Genomic DNA, 15,856 nt, shown 5'->3' with positions numbered 1-15,856 from the left:
CGTCATCTAAGGCTTACTGCAAGGCATTTCTTGCGTTGAGGAAACTTTGATGCGCCCTTTTCTGTTGCTCTTTCTGCTGTTTCCAGTGCTGGAGCTGTTCGTATTCGTCAAAGTGGCAGGGGCTATCGGGTTTTTCCCGGCCCTGCTGCTGATCATTCTCGGCTCGATGTTCGGTGTGTTTGTGCTGCGCGTCGCCGGTCTGGCCACTGCATTGCGTGCCCGTGAAAGCCTGAACCGCGGCGAACTGCCCGCACAAACCATGCTGGAAGGTTTGATGCTGGCATTGGCCGGTGGCCTGTTGATCCTGCCTGGCTTCATCAGCGACGTGGTCGGTCTGGTCATGCTGCTGCCAATCAGCCGTCGACTGCTGGCGAACAAAATGCGCCAGCGCGCCGAAGAACAGGCCATGCGTCAGCGTGCGTTCGCCGACGACCTGCAACCCCGTGGCGGTCCTGCACCGCGTCAGCCACTGGGCCGCGAGGGTGATGTGATCGAAGGCGAGTTCGAACATCGCGACTCCAAGTAACATCTGCATTGACACGGCACCTTCGGGTGCCGTGTTCGTTTATGGGCTGCTTTTGTGCAACATATCGGTGAAAAATTTTTAGCCGCGCCCTTGTAATAAGCTTATGCGCCCTTATGTATCGGTCACCGAAAGGTTTCTGGCATTTGCGCCAGTCAGTCTTCCGCGTCTCGCTCGACGAGGCGCAACCGGCGAAGGCCGGATTTGTTAAACCCGCCGGGACTACACCGGCCGATGAAAACCACAATTAGGAGAGATCGACAATGAAGCTTCGTCCTCTGCATGACCGCGTCGTAATCCGTCGCAGCGAAGAAGAAAAGAAAACCGCTGGCGGTATCGTCCTGCCAGGTTCGGCTGCTGAAAAAGCCAACCACGGTGTGATTCTCGCTGTAGGCCCGGGCAAAGCTCTGGAAAACGGCGAAGTGCGCGCACTGTCCGTGAAGGAAGGCGACAAGGTTGTGTTCGGTCCTTACTCCGGCAGCAACACTGTGAAAGTCGACGGCGAAGACCTGTTGGTAATGAGCGAGAACGAAATCCTCGCTGTTATCGAAGGCTGATACCCCCGTTCATTTTCCCGCTACTACAAAGTATTTAAGGAATATCGATCATGGCTGCTAAAGAAGTTCTGTTTGGCGATTCCGCCCGTAAAAAAATGCTCAAGGGCGTCAACGTCCTGGCTGACGCAGTAAAAGCGACCCTGGGCCCGAAAGGCCGTAACGTGATCATCGAGAAGAGCTTCGGCGCTCCGACCATCACCAAGGACGGCGTTTCCGTCGCCAAAGAAATCGAACTCGAAGATCGCTTCGAAAACATGGGCGCGCAGCTGGTCAAAGACGTTGCCTCCCGTGCCAACGATGACGCTGGTGACGGTACTACTACCGCTACCGTTCTGGCTCAGTCGATCGTCAACGAAGGCCTGAAAGCCGTCGCTGCCGGCATGAACCCGATGGACCTGAAGCGTGGTATCGACAAAGCGACCATCGCGATCGTCAAAGAGCTGAAGAACCTGTCCAAGCCATGCGCTGACACCAAGGCCATCGCTCAGGTCGGCACCATCTCCGCCAACTCCGACAGCTCCATCGGCGACATCATTGCCGAAGCCATGGAAAAAGTCGGCAAAGAAGGCGTGATCACCGTTGAAGAAGGCACTGGCCTGGAAAACGAACTGTCGGTTGTAGAAGGCATGCAGTTCGACCGTGGCTACCTGTCCCCGTACTTCGTCAACAAGCCAGAGACCATGGTTGCCGAGCTGGACAGCCCGCTGATCCTGCTGGTCGACAAAAAGATCTCGAACATCCGCGAAATGCTGCCAGTGCTGGAAGCCGTTGCCAAAGCCGGCCGTCCACTGCTGATCGTTTCCGAAGACGTTGAAGGCGAAGCCCTGGCGACTCTGGTTGTGAACAACATGCGTGGCATCGTTAAAGTCGCAGCCGTCAAGGCGCCAGGCTTCGGCGACCGTCGCAAGGCCATGCTGCAGGACATCGCTGTTCTGACCGGCGGTACCGTTATCTCCGAAGAGATCGGCCTGAGCCTGGAAGCCGCTACCCTGGAAAACCTCGGTAGCGCCAAGCGTGTGACCATCTCCAAGGAAAACACCATCATCGTTGACGGTGCTGGCTTAGAAGCTGACATCCAGGCGCGTATCACTCAGATCCGTGCCCAGGCTGCTGAAACTTCCTCGGACTACGACCGTGAAAAACTGCAAGAGCGTCTGGCCAAGCTGTCCGGCGGCGTTGCAGTGATCAAGGTTGGCGCTGGTTCCGAAGTAGAAATGAAAGAGAAGAAGGCCCGCGTTGAAGACGCCCTGCACGCAACTCGTGCAGCCGTTGAAGAAGGCGTGGTACCTGGCGGTGGCGTTGCGCTGATCCGTGCTCTGCAAACCCTGGTTGACCTGAAAGGCGACAACGCTGATCAGGACGTCGGTATCGCTGTTCTGCGCCGCGCTGTTGAAGCTCCGCTGCGTCAGATCGCTGCCAACAGCGGCGACGAGCCAAGCGTTGTGGTCAACGAAGTCAAGAACGGCAAAGGTAACTTCGGTTACAACGCTGCAACTGGCGAATACGGCGACATGATCGAAATGGGCATCCTGGACCCAACCAAGGTGACTCGTTCCGCTCTGCAAGCTGCATCGTCGATCGGCGGTCTGATCCTGACCACCGAAGCGGCAGTAGCTGACGCGCCGAAGAAAGACGGCGCTGCTGGCGGCGGTATGCCAGACATGGGCGGCATGGGTGGCATGGGCGGCATGATGTAAGCCAGCCTTACCCCGTAACGCAAAACCCCGCTGACGCGAGTCAGCGGGGTTTTTTATTGCCTTTGATTTAGTGTTGGCGCAAGTCCGAGTAATCGTTCATCGCTGGCAAGCCAGCTCCCACAGTGATTCGAGCGTTCACAAAATGTGTGCTCGGCACCAACCCTGTGGGAGCTGGCTTGCCAGCGATGGCGTCAGATCAGGCGCTGACCGGTTGCGCCTCGACCACGGCCTCGGCTTTCACCGCCGGGCGATACAGCACCCAATAATAAGATCCCAGACAAATCAGCCAGCAGAAAATCGCCGTCCACACGTTGTGCGAAAAGAAGTGCGCGCCCTGCATCATCCGGCTGATGGAAAACACCGACCCCAATGCGAAGGCAAAGATAAACGCCTGTCTGGCCAGACGCGGACGGCGATCACGCAGGACAAAGAACAGCGCAAACAAGGTGAAGCCCGTTGCTGCATGACCACCGGGCCAGCAGCGCCCGGGCTTGTCGGTCTGTGGGCGATGCTCCATCAACTTGCTATAGGTTTCATGGCCACCGAATTGCTCCAGGCTCCACGGGCACTGCACGGCAGTCACGGCTTTGACCGGAGTGACGAACGATGTCGCCAGGCCCAGCGAAAGTACCAGGCAACCCAGTTCACGCTTGAACGGTTTCAGCCTGGCGAGAAAAAACGAGCCGATAAAGCCGAGGATGGCCAACACCGAGAACGCAATGACCACCTGTTTGGCACGATCATGGAGGATGTCTTCAAGGAAAAAACTGTGGCGCCCGATAAAGTCGCCTGCGACCGGGTCGTAGAACAGTCTGGCCAGATCCATGTCCAGATCGGTCAGTTCGAGCAACACCAGAATGATTGCCGCGACGGTGGGTATTCCCAGGCAAAGCCAGAAGTTCAGCGGTCTGGAAACGGGGCGGGCAGAAGTCGACACCATGGGCAATTCCTTGGGTGTAAGTAGGATCTGAGGAGCGCAACCGCGCGGAGTCTGCGCGTCTATGCGTCGCTGATTTGTTAATCGAAAGTGAAAAAAACGTTGGCTGGAACAATGAACGTTTTTCTCGCGCAACAACCCAACGCACGCCTAGCCGTGAGCCACACTTGGCCGTAAGCTGCGCGGGCCAAGACGGCCGTTACCCCGTACGGAGGAGGTGCCCATGCGAATTCTATTGGTCGAAGACAACCGCGACATCCTGGCCAATCTGGCCGATTATCTGGGCCTCAAGGGCTATACCGTCGATTGCGCCCAGGACGGTCTGTCGGGCCTGCATCTGGCCGCCACCGAGCATTACGACCTGATCGTGCTCGACATCATGTTGCCCGGCATCGATGGTTACACTCTGTGCAAACGCCTGCGTGAGGACGCCCGTCGGGACACACCGGTGATCATGCTCACCGCCCGCGATCAACTCGACGACCGCTTGCAGGGTTTCAAGGCCGGGGCCGACGATTACCTGATCAAGCCATTTGCCTTGTCCGAGCTGGCTGCGCGGGTCGAAGCGGTGATGCGCCGTGCGCAAGGTGGTGGTCGCCGTGCGCTGCAGGTCGCCGATCTGAGCTACGACCTCGACACGCTGGAAGTGACCCGCGACGGCAAACTGCTGAAGCTCAACCCGGTCGGCCTCAAATTGCTCGCGGTGTTGATGCAGAAGAGCCCGCACGTCCTGCGTCGGGAAATTCTCGAAGAAGCGCTGTGGGGCGATGATTGCCCGGACAGCGACAGCCTGCGCAGTCACGTTCACCAACTGCGTCAGGTGATCGATAAACCTTTTGCCAAACCACTGCTGCACACTGTGCACGGCGTGGGTTACCGGCTGGCCGACGTGTAATGGAGTTCAGGCAAAGTCTTTCCCAGCGGATCATCATTGCTTTTGCCTTGATGAGTGCACTGGTGGCCGGCGCCTTCGCAATGGGCATTGTCGCGACCGTGCACCTGGTGGAAGAAAAACTGATTTCGGCGGGGCTGGGCGGCGACTTGCAGCGTCTGCTGCTGATGGACAATGTTTCGGACTGGAGCCATCGCCCGGAACCCGACCAGTTGTTCTATTTCAGTGGCGGACCGGGCGATTTCGAGCTGCCCAAGGACCTGCGCCACCTCGATTCGGGTTTCCATGAAGTCTTCCGCGAGCAGCTGTCGTATCACGCGATGGTCGAGATCGTCGACGGTCGCCGTTACGTCTTGCTGCAAGATCAAAGCGATTTTGAAGAGCGCGAGCGCGTGCTGTTTGCCGTGGTCCTGGTGGGTTTTGTGCTCAGCCTGGCACTGGCGGTGTTCCTCGGCTGGGTGCTGGCGCGCAAGGTGATGGCGCCGGTGGTCCGACTGGCCCGGCAGGTGCGTCACCGTGACCAGTTACTCGGGTTGGCGCCGCCGTTGGCGCCGGATTACGCGGCAGACGAAGTCGGCGAGCTGGCGGTGGCCTTCGATGCCACATTGGGGCGTTTGCGTCAGGCGCTGACACGCGAACGCTTGTTCACCAGCGACGTCAGCCATGAATTGCGCACGCCGCTTATGGTATTGGCCAGTTCCTGCGAACTGCTGCTGGAAAACCCGGGGATCGACCAGCGTGGTCGTTCACAGGTCGAGCGAATTGCCCGCGCCAGTGAAGAAATGCGCGAATTGGTGCAAACCTTCCTGATGCTGGCGCGCGCCCAGCATGAAGATGCCGGCATGGCACTTCAGCAAAACCTCTCGCAAGTGGCCGAAGGCCTGTTGTGTCTGTGGCGCGGGCCGATCGAGAGCAAGGGCCTGAAACTGATCTTCGAACCTGGCAGTCCATCAGACATTCGCTACAACGCGACCCTGTTGAATGCCGTGATGGGCAACCTGTTGCGCAACGCGCTGCATTACACCGAAAGCGGCTTCATTCGCCTGACACTCACTGCCAACGGCTTCGCGGTGGAAGACTCCGGTGTCGGCATTCCGGAAGAAAAGCGCGAAGCCATGTTCGAGCCTTTCGTACGTGGCAGCGAAAAGCGTGGCGAAGGCCTGGGGCTGGGATTGTCGCTGGTGCAGCGGATCTGCGAGAACCAGGGCTGGACCGTCAGCTTGAGCACGATGGAACCCAATGGCTGCCGCTTCGAGGTAGATCTGGGCAAAATCTGACGCACGGAGTGGCTCAATGCTACTCCCTCCTTCCTGTCTAAATCCTGTATAACGCTGTAATAATTTGTCTGTTTACCGGACATTTTTTTCACAAATGGATGACCTGACGCTGACACGCCGCTCCTTAAGGTGGTGACATCAGCAATTCAGGAGTCCAGGTGATGTCCGGTCCGATCAAACTCGATTTTTCCGAGAAGTACGACGATCAACACGCGCAGAAATATCTGCGCAAGCACAAAGAAAGTCTTGGACGGCGTCTCTCCCATTGGCGTGACGAACAGATGGCCCGCAAGGCGCTGGCGCTGGTTGGCGAGCCAGGGCTGGTGCTGGATCTGCCTTGCGGTGCCGGGCGTTTCTGGCCCTTGTTGGGCGAAAAGGCCAACCGGGTGATTATCGGTGCGGACAATTCCGAGTCGATGATCAAGACGGCCATGCAGTCGCAACCGGCCGATGTGGTGAAACGGGTACAACCCTTGCACACATCTGCCTTCGACATTGCCTTGCCTGACAACGCCGTCGACAGCATTTTCTGCATGCGTCTGCTCCACCACATCGGTGAAGCCGAGCATCGCCGGGCGATTCTGCGCGAATTCGAGCGCGTCACCCGCGACAGTGTGATCGTTTCGCTGTGGGTTGATGGCAACTTCAAAGCCTGGAAACGCCAGCGAGCCGAGCGCAACCGTGACAAACGCGAGTATCAGAATCGCTTTGTGTTACCGGCCGCTACGGTGGAAAAGGAATTCGAGGAGGCAGGTTTTCGGATTCAGGAACAACTGGACTTTATTCCGCTCTACGCCATGTGGCGGGTTTACGTATTACGCAAGAGGTAACAGGATGGCAGTGCAATTTGCAGCAGAAACGGATGTCGCTCCGCAAGATCGCTTTGACTTTTACTGGAACCAGCGCGGCGAGTGGGTGGAAGAGCCCAATGTTCGACGTGGCGGGGAAAGTGGTGTGCAAAGGGTCGTGGGGCGCGATGGTCAACTGCTGTATGCCAAGCGCCAGACCGGTCATATCTACCGCAGCTGGCTGCACCCTTTCGGCCGTCCTACTGTTCTGCGTGAACTTGACGCGCTGACTGGCGTGAGCAAGCTCGGTGTGCGCGTGCCCGAGATCGTCTTTTGCGGTGCCCAGCCTGATCCGCAACACAAGTGGCGTGCACTTTTGGTCACCAAGTCCCTGGACGGTTTCCAGGAACTGGAACACTGGCTGGCGGCTGCCGGCGGTCGCGATCAGTGTGGCGATGTGGTTTACGAGCGTGTGCTCAAGGACCTCGCCGAGAATCTGGCGCGTATGCACAAGGGCCGTTGGCAGCACAGCTGCATCTACATCAAACACGTGTTTGTGCGTGTGACGGGCGAAGGCGAGTCGGCCAAGGTCGAGGTCGCTTTGATCGATCTGGAGAAATGCCGCCAGCGTCTGACCGCCTATCGCGCCGCCTCCCATGACATGAAGCAATTGCGCCGCCATTCGTCGTTCCGCGACGCGGACTGGAAAAAACTCGTCTACTTTTATGAGACGGCGTTTGGCAGCGCTATCAAAGGTTTATAGCGATGAAACTAGAAATTGCACGAGGTTTGTTTTTGGTTGGAGCCTTGGCAGTTGCGTCATTGGCGGTGGCTGCCTGGGAGCAGCCCCGCATGCAGGTGGTTGGCGCGTCCGTAGACGACGCCCACTGCGCAGTCCCACGGGTGGCAAAAGCCTCCGTGGCGACCAAACCCGATCATGATCTGTTGTTGTTCATGTTCGGACTTTCTCAAGGGATGAGGCCGCAAAGTTGAACCGATTGAAGCCCACATAAAAGGCCTCGCAGTTGCGAGGCCTTTTTTTATGCAGGCAAGATCAAAAGATCGCAGCCTTCGGCAGCTCCTACATGGATCGGTGTAGGAGCTGCCGAAGGCTGCGATCTTTTGCTTTCAAGGCTTATCGGGTTTCGCCAGCAAGGTGTAAACGCACGGCAGGACAAACAGCGTAAACAACGTACCAATCGACATTCCCGTGGCAATCACCATGCCGATATCAAAACGGCTCACCGCACCGGCGCCCGTGGCCAGAATCAGCGGCACCATGCCAAACACCATCGCCGCCGTGGTCATCAACACCGGCCGCAAGCGAATCGCCGCCGCTTCCTCAACGGCTTCGCGCGCCGTCAGGCCCTTGTCCTTGCTCAACTGGTTGGCGAACTCGACGATCAGGATGCCGTGCTTGCTGATCAGCCCGATCAGCGTCACCAGCCCGACCTGGGTGTAGATGTTCATGCTCGACCAGCCGAGGAACAGCGGAATCAGCGCCCCGCAGATCGACAATGGCACTGTCACCAGAATCACCAGCGGATCGCGGAAGCTTTCGAATTGCGCCGCCAGCACCAGAAAGATAATCGCCAGCGCCAAGGCGAACGTTACCCACAACGCGCTGCCTTCCTGGACGAACTGACGTGACGCGCCGCCATAGTCGAAGGCGAACCCGGCCGGCGCTTCTTCGCGAGCGATCTGCAAGACCGTGTCGATGGCTTCGCCCATGCTCACCAGCGGGAAACCGGAAATCTTCGCCGCGTTGAGCTGCTGGAACTGGTTGAGCTGGCGCGGTCGGGCGCGGTCGCTGACCTTGATCAGCGTCGACAGTGGCAGCAACTCGCCCTGAGTGTTTTTCACGTAGTAGTTGTTCAGCCAGTCCGGGTTATCGCGGTACGGCCGTTCAACCTGAGCAATCACCTTGTAGCTGCGCCCATCAATGGTGAAACGGTTGATTTCTGCCTCGCCCAGCAGGGTGGCGAGGGTGCCACCGAGGTCCTGCATCGACACGCCCATCTGCGCCGCTTTGGCGCGGTCGATATCGACAACCACTTCAGGTTTGTCGAACGCCAGATCGAGGTCGACGAAGGCGAACTTGCCCGATTCCATGGCGCGTTTCTTGATCCGGTCGGCGACCTGCAACAGTAGTTCGTAGTCGTTGGCGGTGTTGACTACAAACTCGAACGGCAAGCCTTCGCCGGTGCCGGGCAGGGAGGGCAGGTTGAAACCGAAGATCTGCAAGCCCGGGATGCCTTCGAGTTTGCCCTGCACCTCCGGGAGGATCTGCATTTGCGTGCGGCTGCGCTCGTTCCACGGCTTAAGCAGGAAACCGCCGATGCCGGCCTGCACACCGTTGTAGCCGTTGATCTGGAACGAGGAGTAGTACTCGGGGAATTCCTTGAAGATTTTGATGAATTCGTCGGTGTAGGTGCTCAGGTAATCAAGGTTGGTCGGCTGTGGCGCAGTGGCCATCATGAAAATGATGCCCTGATCTTCGTCCGGGGCCAGTTCCGATTTGGTGAACTTGAGGAACACCGGGATCAGGCACAACACGATCACCGCGAATACCAACACCACAGGGCGCGTGTTCAGCGTGCCGTGCAACATGCTCTGGTAGCGGCGCTTGAGGCCGTCGAAGATACGGTCGAGGCGATGCGCCAGACCACTGGGGTTTTCCTCGTGGCGCAGCAAAAACGCGCACATCATCGGTGACAGAGTCAGGGCGACGATCCCGGAAATCACCACCGCACCGGCCAAGGTCAGCGCAAACTCCTTGAACAGCGCCCCGGTCAGCCCGGTGAGAAAACCGATCGGCGCATACACCGCCGCCAGGGTGATGGTCATCGACACCACCGGCATGGCAATTTCCCGCGCGCCTTCCAGCGCCGCATCAAACGGCGTCTTGCCTTCCTCGATGTGCCGGTGGATGTTCTCCACGACGACAATCGCATCGTCGACCACCAGACCGATGGCCAGCACCATCGCCAGCAGCGTCAGCAGGTTCATCGAGTAGCCCATCATCTGCATGAAGAACATCACGCCGATCATCGACAGCGGAATGGTCACCACCGGGATCACTACCGAACGCAATGCGCCGAGGAACAGGAACACCACAACGATGACGATCAGCACCGCTTCGAACAGGGTTTTCACTACTTCATCGATCGAGGCCTGAATGAACAGCGTGGCGTCGTAAGCGATCTCGCTTTTCAGGTTTGGCGGCAGTTGCGCTTCCAGCTCCGGCATCAGCTTGCGCACTTCCTTGATCACGTCCAGCGGGTTGGCGCCCGGTGTGGCTTTGATGCCGATGTACACCGACGGCGTGCCGCCGAACGAGCTGATCGAGTCGTAGTTTTCCGCGCCCATTTCCACCCGCGCGACATCGCTGAGCAGCACGCGGCTGTCGCCACTGACCTTGAGCGGAATCGCCGCAAAAGCCTCGGCCGATTTCAGCTCGGTATTGGCGTTGATGCTGGTGACCACGTATTCGCCTTTCACTTCGCCGGCAGCGGAGAGGAAGTTGTACTGGCGCACGGCGTTGGTCACATCGCTGGCGCTGAGGCCGAAACCGGCGAGTTTTACCGGGTCGAGCCACAGGCGCATGGCGAACACCTGATTGCCGAGAATTTCCGCTTCGGCCATACCCGGCAGGGTTGCCAGTTTTGGCTGGATCACCCGTGACAGGTAGTCGGTGATCTGCGGGTTGCTCAAGTCCTTGCTGAAGAAGCTGATGTACATCAGCGCCGAAGCGTCGGCGGATTCCTTGCTCAGCACCGGGTCTTCGGCGTCCTGCGGCAACTTGTTTTTCACCTCGTTGGCCTTGGCCAGCAGTTCGGTGAACAAACGGTCGGTGTTGGAGCCGATGCGCGCGTAGATCGAGATTACCGAGAAGTTCTGCCGACTGACCGAGGTCATGTAATCGATGCCCTCGGCGCTGGCCAGACTTTGCTGCATTGGCTGCGTGATGTAGCCCTGAATGGTTTCGGCGTTGGCCCCGGGGTAAGCGGTGGTCACCGTGATCAGGGCGTTTTCCATTTGCGGGTATTGGCGCAGCGGCAGCTTGCTCCAGGCCTGAAAGCCGAGCAACACAATCAACAGGCTGACCACAGTGGCGAGCACCGGGCGGCGGATGAACGGATCGGTAAAAGCCATGGGAATTCCTTGATCAGTCGGCGCGGGGCGGACTGTTCTGCTCGCCGAGGGTCTTGTCGTCGCTGATGGCGATGTGGGCACCGTTGTCCAGTTTGATCTGGCCAGCCGTCACCACTTGTTCGCCGCTCTGCACGCCCTTGTTGATCATCACCAGGCCATCGCGGCGCTCACCGGTTTCGATGAAGCGGCGTTCGGCGATCAGCACCGGTTGACCCTTGTCATCCTTTTCGACACTACCGTCCTCGGCTTTCTTCTGCCCGACCACGTAGATCGAGTTGCCGTAGAGGGTGTAAGTGATCGCACTTTCCGGCACCACGATATGTTTTTGCGGATCGGGCAGCAGCACTTCGAGGCTGGTAAACATCCCCGGCAGCAGTTTGCCGTCGGGGTTGGCCAAAGTGGCGCGGATCAGAATGTTGCGCGTAGTGCTTTCGACGATCGGGTTGATCGCGCTGATCTTGCCGGCGAAGTTTTGCCCCGGGTAAGCAGAGACCGAGATCTGCACCGGTTGACCGATGGCCAGTTTCGGCACCGATTGCTCGGGCAGATAGAAGTCGGCGTAGAGGCTGCTCAAATCCTGCAACGTCGCAATTTTGGTGCCGCTGGCGAGGTAGTCGCCGACGTCGACCTGACGGATGCCGATGGTGCCGCTGAACGGCGCGAGGATGCGTTTTTTTGCCAGCGAGGCGTTGAGCTGATTGACCGTGGCCTTGTTCTTTTGCAGAACGGCGGAAAGGCGGTCGTACTCGCCTTTGGAGATGGCGCGACTGTCGACCAGTTGCGCGCCACGGCCGAAGTCCAGTTGCGCCAGACCGAGATCAGCCTTGGCGGTTTCCAGCAGGGCGGTTTCAACGGCGCTGTCGAGTTGCAGCAACGGCTGTCCGGCCTTGACCTTCTGTCCGGATTCAAACTTGAGTTCGGTGACGGTGCCGGCGACTTCCAGACTCAGCTCGACACCTTGCAGCGCCTTCAGCGTGCCGACGGTCGGCAGGCGCAGCTGCCACGGCTGCTCGCTGGCGTTGGCCACGGCGACGCTGATCGGCGGTTTCGGCTTGGAAAAGCCCTGGATCATCGTGTAGATCGAAAAGGCTTTATACCCGCCCAGCACCAGGACGATCAGCAAAACAACACCCAACATGATCAGCATGCGGCGACGCAGCATATTTCCAGTTCCTTGGATAAATCAGGTGAGACAGGCGGGCACATTACTCCGAGTACAGGGGGGATTCCAACTGGCAGTTCTTACAGGGGGGGGCAAAAAGATCGCAGCCTGCGGCGGCTCCTACAGAGGAGTGCATTCCAAATGTAGGAGCTGCCGCAGGCTGCGATCTGTTAAGGCTGTTTCAGGCCATCAGATGAAGATGGTTGTCCCAGAGCCCCGCCGGCAATTCCAGCGGCTTGGCCAACAGCTCATCCTGGCGGCAATCGTAGTAACGGCAACGCCCTTGCCCGGAGGTCACGACAAAACCGTCCTTCACCGCACCGACACCGGCGCAATCGGGCAATGGTGCATCAAGGCGTACTTCGCCGCTGTCCAGATCCCAGATAAAGAAGCGGTTGCCACGCGGCGCCGTCAACGCAACCAGACGCAAATCACTGTGCACTGCGACGCTGGCGGTGTAATGCCCCATCGATTGCAACTGATGCTCTGGCACCGGGAACGCCACGAACGGCTGCCCCGGCCGCTTGATCGCCAACAGTTCCGAACGCTCATGCGACGCGCCCATGAATTGCTGACCGGCAACGATGGTGCCGTCGCTGGCGATGCCCAGATGGCGCACGCTGTTCATCTGGTGGGCGAGGGTTTCCTTGCTCAGCAGGGTGCCATCGCGCTGCATCAGCACCAGGCTCGGCTCCATGGCGTTGAGGTTCATGTCGACGCGGCTTTCCGCCTCGGTACGAATCCCGCCATTGGCCACCACCAGCGTCTCGCCGTCGGGCATCCACGACACCTGATGCGGGCCGAGGCCATGGGTAGAAATCTCCCCCGTGTGCACCAGTCGCTCGCCTTCGAACTTGTACACGCCCAGCAAGCCGCGACCGGGATCGGTGGTGTCGTTCTCGGTGGCGTACAGGTATTCGCCGTCCTTGTGCACCACAGCGTGGCCGTAGAAGTGCCGGTTCGGCTGCGAGGTCACCGTCTGCAGCAATTTACCGTCGCGCAGGTCGATCAGATAGCTCTCGGTGCCCGGACGACGGGCGACAAACAGCGCAATCGGCTGCGTCGGGTGGTTGATGATGTCGTGGCAACGCTGGCCGACTTCGGTGGCGAATACGCGCGTGCCATCCAGCCGATAGCCGACGGCGTAGTGCTTGCCGTCGGTGTCGTCGCGCGCCGACAGCAACAGCGGGCTCTGATCCTTGCGTTTGAACAGCGTCCAGCCGCCCAGCGTCACTGCTCCCAGCAGCGTACTAGCTAAAGTCAGAACCTGACGTCGCAGCATGGCACTTGCCCTCATCAGTCACCGTCGTTGGCGTTGAAGCCCAGTTGGATACCCAGCGCCTTGGCCAGTTCGCCTTCGTGCAGGCGATGGACGACGTTGAGGCTGTCGTAGATGTCGTTCAGTTGCTGACGACCGGCGTCGTCTTCAAGCATTTCGCCGAGCGAACGCTGGGTGCTGTCGAACAGTTTCAGCGAAGCGGCGTAAGCAGCATCGATCTTGTCGGCCAGTGGCTTTTGCTCAGCCGGCAACAGACCACGCAGGCCTTTGTTGTCGACGCCTTCCCACACGGTTTTCGCCGCCGCGAGGCTGGCTTCCAGTGCGGTCAGCGAAGACTGGCTGCGCCATGCATCGGCCTGGAATGGTTGTGGTACGCCCTTGCTCTGGCGGCCCATTGGCGTGCCGAGTTTTTTCTTCAGGGTGTCCAGCGCGGTGACTTGCACACGCAGCAGATCGGCGATCGCTTCGTGGGAATCGGCGTAGCGCTGGTTCGGGAACTTGGTCATCTGCGCAAGCATGCCGTCGGTGTTGTTCCAGTTCTGCAGAATCTCTTCGGCCAGCTGCTTCTGACGCTCGCCGATGGCGATCAGCAGTGGGCAGTACTTGGCTTTCTGCTCGGCGTTGGCGACGTCAGGCTTGGCGTCGAACAGGATGTACTCGTAAGCCGACAGGCCTTGTACCACCACGCTCGATTTGGCGAGTGCGGCGGCATCGATCTGCGGCTGGGCGACGACCAGTTGCTCGACCTGACGGCCGACGAGGTTCTTCTTGTCCGGCCAGAACTGCACCTGCCACGAACGGTTGCCCTCGGCCAGCGGGCCGATCAGCAGCGGTTGCAGCTCGGCCCAGGCCTTCTGTGCATGGAGGAAGTCGGCGCGGGCGGTCTCCAGGGTTTCTTTGCCCTGGCAGTAGGCGAGGGCGCTGACCGCCAGTTGCTTGTCGGCTTCGACCCAACGGGTGTAGGTCGGCAGGATCACCGATTTGGCGATGGCCGCCGAGGTGACCGCTTGCGGATCCTGCGGCGAGCAGGCGCCGAGGGCGAGCGCGGCAAGGCTGGTGAACAGTAGCTTGGGACGGAACATGTCGGGCTCCCGATTCTTTATCAGTGTTTAAAGTGAGTTCAAAAACGCCAGCAACGCAGCGCGCTGCTCGGCATTGAAAGACAAAACCTGTTGCTGCGCCGCTTGCGCTTCGCCGCCATGCCATAGCACCGCTTCGAGCAGATTGCGTGCGCGACCGTCATGCAAAAACTGCGTGTGGCCACTGACTGCTTGCGTCAGGCCAATCCCCCACAACGGCGGCGTGCGCCAGTCGCGGCCGGAGGCCTGGAATTCCGTGCGGTTGTCGGCCAGACCGTCGCCCATGTCATGCAGCAGCAGATCGCTGTACGGGCGAATCACTTGATTGGCCAGTTCAGGTTCGGCGGCGTTGGCGGCGGTGGTGTATTTCGGCGTGTGGCAGGAATCGCAGCCGGCCTGGAAAAACAGGTTCTTGCCGGCCAGCACTTCTGCATCGTTGACGCCACGGCGTGCCGGCACAGCGAGATTGCGGCTGTAGAACAACACCAGACGCAGGATGTTGTCGCTGACTTCCGGCTCGCCGTCCGGGCCGTTGCCGTTCGGTGCCTGTTTGCAGGCCGTTTGCGCGTCGGTGCAGTCATCGAAGGGGCGCAGGCTGGTCGTGAGGCCCATGTCACCGGAAAACGCGTGAACATTCTGTTGATTGAGGTTCGGTTGCCCGGCTTTCCAGCCAAATCTGCCCATGACGGTCTTCTGCAAAGCGTCATCCCAGACCTGGTTGGGACGGCCGCTGATGCCTTTGTTGTCTTTGGCTTGCGCGGCGGCATTGGCCAGAATCGCATCTTCGGGGATCGCTTCGAGCAGGCCCAGCCCAATCATCGGCGGCGCAACCCGTGCGGAAAAACGCGTGTCCGGGTGCATCGGGCCGTAGCCGAGTTGGGTAATCTGCAACACCGGTTTACGCAGTTCGACTTCGGTGCCGTCCTTGAAGCGTACAGGCACTGGCGTGTAGGTAACGCGGACTTTGCCCTCGGGAGCGACGCCGGGCACGGCCATGTCCTGAAACTGACCGCCGTACACCGGCTCCGGCACCACGCCGACCTGTTCAATGACTTTGGCAAATTCCGGTGTATCGGGAATCGACAGGCGCACGAGCATGGACACCGCGTTAGGTGCATCCGGTGGCGGCGGATGACCGCGCCCGTCCTTGATGTGGCAGCCCTGACAGGCATTGGTATTGAACAGCGGCCCAAGACCATCGCGGGCGGTGGTGGTCGACGGGGCGATCACCCACGGGCTGCGGAAGAAGCTGTTGCCGACGCTGAAATCCACTCGCCGTGACGGCGGCAGGTTGGCCGAGGGCAGGGAGAACGCATTCTGATCGGTCTTGCGCACGGTCGCGGCACCGCCCGAGCGTGCTTCACCGGGCTCGGCCTTGGTGAAACGCGGGGCGTCATCGCAGGCACTCAGGCCCAGGGCCAGCAACAGTGCGGACAAGCGAAGAGGCAGCGAGGGCATCAGACATCCTGCGGACGGGCGAAAACAAAGGCGCAAAGTCTAACAGGGCGAA

At 59.5% G+C, this 15,856-nt stretch carries 14 protein-coding genes; 8 read left to right on the top strand and 6 right to left on the bottom strand.

The genetic code is table 11. The features are described from left to right. Positions 1–49 precede the first annotated feature (49 nt). The 3 genes from AC3IUF_RS23625 to groL all read left to right on the top strand — a co-directional run bounded on the left by AC3IUF_RS23625 (position 50) and on the right by groL (position 2,777). Positions 50–526 carry an FxsA family protein gene (locus AC3IUF_RS23625; protein ID WP_095112323.1) on the top strand — a complete coding sequence of 159 codons (477 nt, stop codon included), beginning with the start codon at positions 50–52 and terminating at the stop codon, positions 524–526. A 260-nt stretch (positions 527–786) separates the two neighbouring features. Continuing rightward, positions 787–1,080 (top strand): co-chaperone GroES, encoded by a 294-nt coding sequence (locus AC3IUF_RS23620; protein ID WP_007916610.1) that lies wholly within the window; start codon positions 787–789, stop codon positions 1,078–1,080. 50 nt (positions 1,081–1,130) lie between these two features. Further along, positions 1,131–2,777, top strand: coding sequence for a chaperonin GroEL (groL, locus tag AC3IUF_RS23615; protein WP_489279449.1), 1,647 nt, complete (start codon positions 1,131–1,133; stop codon positions 2,775–2,777). Between the two features lie 196 nt (positions 2,778–2,973). On the opposite strand, the gene AC3IUF_RS23610 is transcribed toward groL, so the two are convergent. Next, a complete protein-coding gene (locus AC3IUF_RS23610) occupies positions 2,974–3,717 on the bottom strand; it encodes a phosphatase PAP2 family protein (RefSeq protein WP_007916607.1) in 744 nt (247 codons plus the stop codon). 220 nt (positions 3,718–3,937) lie between these two features. On the opposite strand from AC3IUF_RS23610, the gene colR reads away from it, so the two are divergent. The 5 genes from colR (at position 3,938) to AC3IUF_RS23585 (ending at position 7,664) form a co-directional block, all read left to right on the top strand. Further along, a complete protein-coding gene (gene colR, locus AC3IUF_RS23605) occupies positions 3,938–4,609 on the top strand; it encodes a two-component system response regulator ColR (RefSeq protein ID WP_007916604.1) in 672 nt (223 codons plus the stop codon). Next, positions 4,609–5,883, top strand: coding sequence for a sensor histidine kinase (locus AC3IUF_RS23600; RefSeq protein ID WP_007916602.1), 1,275 nt, complete (start codon positions 4,609–4,611; stop codon positions 5,881–5,883). Before colR ends, AC3IUF_RS23600 begins: the two co-directional genes overlap by 1 nt. A gap of 161 nt (positions 5,884–6,044) precedes the next feature. Beyond that, a complete protein-coding gene (locus tag AC3IUF_RS23595; RefSeq protein ID WP_007916600.1) occupies positions 6,045–6,713 on the top strand; it encodes a class I SAM-dependent methyltransferase in 669 nt (222 codons plus the stop codon). A gap of 4 nt (positions 6,714–6,717) precedes the next feature. Further along, the gene (locus AC3IUF_RS23590; protein ID WP_007916599.1) at positions 6,718–7,434 is read left to right on the top strand and encodes a lipopolysaccharide kinase InaA family protein; all 717 of its coding nucleotides are present in this window, start codon (positions 6,718–6,720) and stop codon (positions 7,432–7,434) included. Positions 7,435–7,436: 2 nt separating this feature from the next. After that, positions 7,437–7,664, top strand: coding sequence for a hypothetical protein (locus AC3IUF_RS23585; RefSeq protein ID WP_034153490.1), 228 nt, complete (start codon positions 7,437–7,439; stop codon positions 7,662–7,664). Positions 7,665–7,799: 135 nt separating this feature from the next. On the opposite strand, the gene AC3IUF_RS23580 is transcribed toward AC3IUF_RS23585, so the two are convergent. From AC3IUF_RS23580 to AC3IUF_RS23560, 5 genes are all read right to left on the bottom strand, one after another. Next, entirely contained in the window at positions 7,800–10,826 is a 3,027-nt protein-coding gene (locus tag AC3IUF_RS23580; protein ID WP_489279446.1) for a multidrug efflux RND transporter permease subunit, read from the bottom strand. Positions 10,827–10,839: 13 nt separating this feature from the next. Continuing rightward, positions 10,840–11,988 (bottom strand): efflux RND transporter periplasmic adaptor subunit, encoded by a 1,149-nt coding sequence (locus AC3IUF_RS23575; protein ID WP_007916593.1) that lies wholly within the window; start codon positions 11,986–11,988, stop codon positions 10,840–10,842. A 181-nt stretch (positions 11,989–12,169) separates the two neighbouring features. Beyond that, complete coding sequence (locus AC3IUF_RS23570; protein ID WP_489279444.1) at positions 12,170–13,270, bottom strand: DUF1513 domain-containing protein; 1,101 nt, start codon at positions 13,268–13,270, stop codon at positions 12,170–12,172. A 14-nt stretch (positions 13,271–13,284) separates the two neighbouring features. Further along, positions 13,285–14,349: an imelysin family protein gene (locus AC3IUF_RS23565; RefSeq protein WP_007916589.1), complete on the bottom strand. Its 1,065-nt coding sequence runs from the start codon at positions 14,347–14,349 to the stop codon at positions 13,285–13,287. A 27-nt stretch (positions 14,350–14,376) separates the two neighbouring features. After that, positions 14,377–15,804: a di-heme oxidoreductase family protein gene (locus AC3IUF_RS23560; protein WP_123376489.1), complete on the bottom strand. Its 1,428-nt coding sequence runs from the start codon at positions 15,802–15,804 to the stop codon at positions 14,377–14,379. Between the last annotated feature and the right edge of the window lie 52 nt (positions 15,805–15,856).

This window comes from Pseudomonas sp. KH_040 (assembly GCF_057839305.1).
The sequence above is the reverse complement of the archived record's forward strand: the minus strand, read 5'-3'. Positions and strand labels throughout refer to the sequence as shown.

Excerpts from the sequence above, each read along its gene's own strand:
- AC3IUF_RS23625 (WP_095112323.1), top strand. The coding sequence starts at position 50 with ATGCGCCCTTTTCTGTTGCTCTTTCTGCTGTTTCCAGTGCTGGAGCTG.
- AC3IUF_RS23595 (WP_007916600.1), top strand. The coding sequence starts at position 6,045 with ATGTCCGGTCCGATCAAACTCGATTTTTCCGAGAAGTACGACGATCAA.
- AC3IUF_RS23575 (WP_007916593.1), bottom strand. The coding sequence starts at position 11,988 with ATGCTGCGTCGCCGCATGCTGATCATGTTGGGTGTTGTTTTGCTGATC.
- AC3IUF_RS23620 (WP_007916610.1), top strand. The coding sequence starts at position 787 with ATGAAGCTTCGTCCTCTGCATGACCGCGTCGTAATCCGTCGCAGCGAA.
- AC3IUF_RS23580 (WP_489279446.1), bottom strand. The coding sequence starts at position 10,826 with ATGGCTTTTACCGATCCGTTCATCCGCCGCCCGGTGCTCGCCACTGTG.
- colR (WP_007916604.1), top strand. The coding sequence starts at position 3,938 with ATGCGAATTCTATTGGTCGAAGACAACCGCGACATCCTGGCCAATCTG.
- groL (WP_489279449.1), top strand. The coding sequence starts at position 1,131 with ATGGCTGCTAAAGAAGTTCTGTTTGGCGATTCCGCCCGTAAAAAAATG.
- AC3IUF_RS23565 (WP_007916589.1), bottom strand. The coding sequence starts at position 14,349 with ATGTTCCGTCCCAAGCTACTGTTCACCAGCCTTGCCGCGCTCGCCCTC.
- AC3IUF_RS23600 (WP_007916602.1), top strand. The coding sequence starts at position 4,609 with ATGGAGTTCAGGCAAAGTCTTTCCCAGCGGATCATCATTGCTTTTGCC.
- AC3IUF_RS23560 (WP_123376489.1), bottom strand. The coding sequence starts at position 15,804 with ATGCCCTCGCTGCCTCTTCGCTTGTCCGCACTGTTGCTGGCCCTGGGC.
- AC3IUF_RS23590 (WP_007916599.1), top strand. The coding sequence starts at position 6,718 with ATGGCAGTGCAATTTGCAGCAGAAACGGATGTCGCTCCGCAAGATCGC.
- AC3IUF_RS23585 (WP_034153490.1), top strand. The coding sequence starts at position 7,437 with ATGAAACTAGAAATTGCACGAGGTTTGTTTTTGGTTGGAGCCTTGGCA.
- AC3IUF_RS23610 (WP_007916607.1), bottom strand. The coding sequence starts at position 3,717 with ATGGTGTCGACTTCTGCCCGCCCCGTTTCCAGACCGCTGAACTTCTGG.
- AC3IUF_RS23570 (WP_489279444.1), bottom strand. The coding sequence starts at position 13,270 with ATGCTGCGACGTCAGGTTCTGACTTTAGCTAGTACGCTGCTGGGAGCA.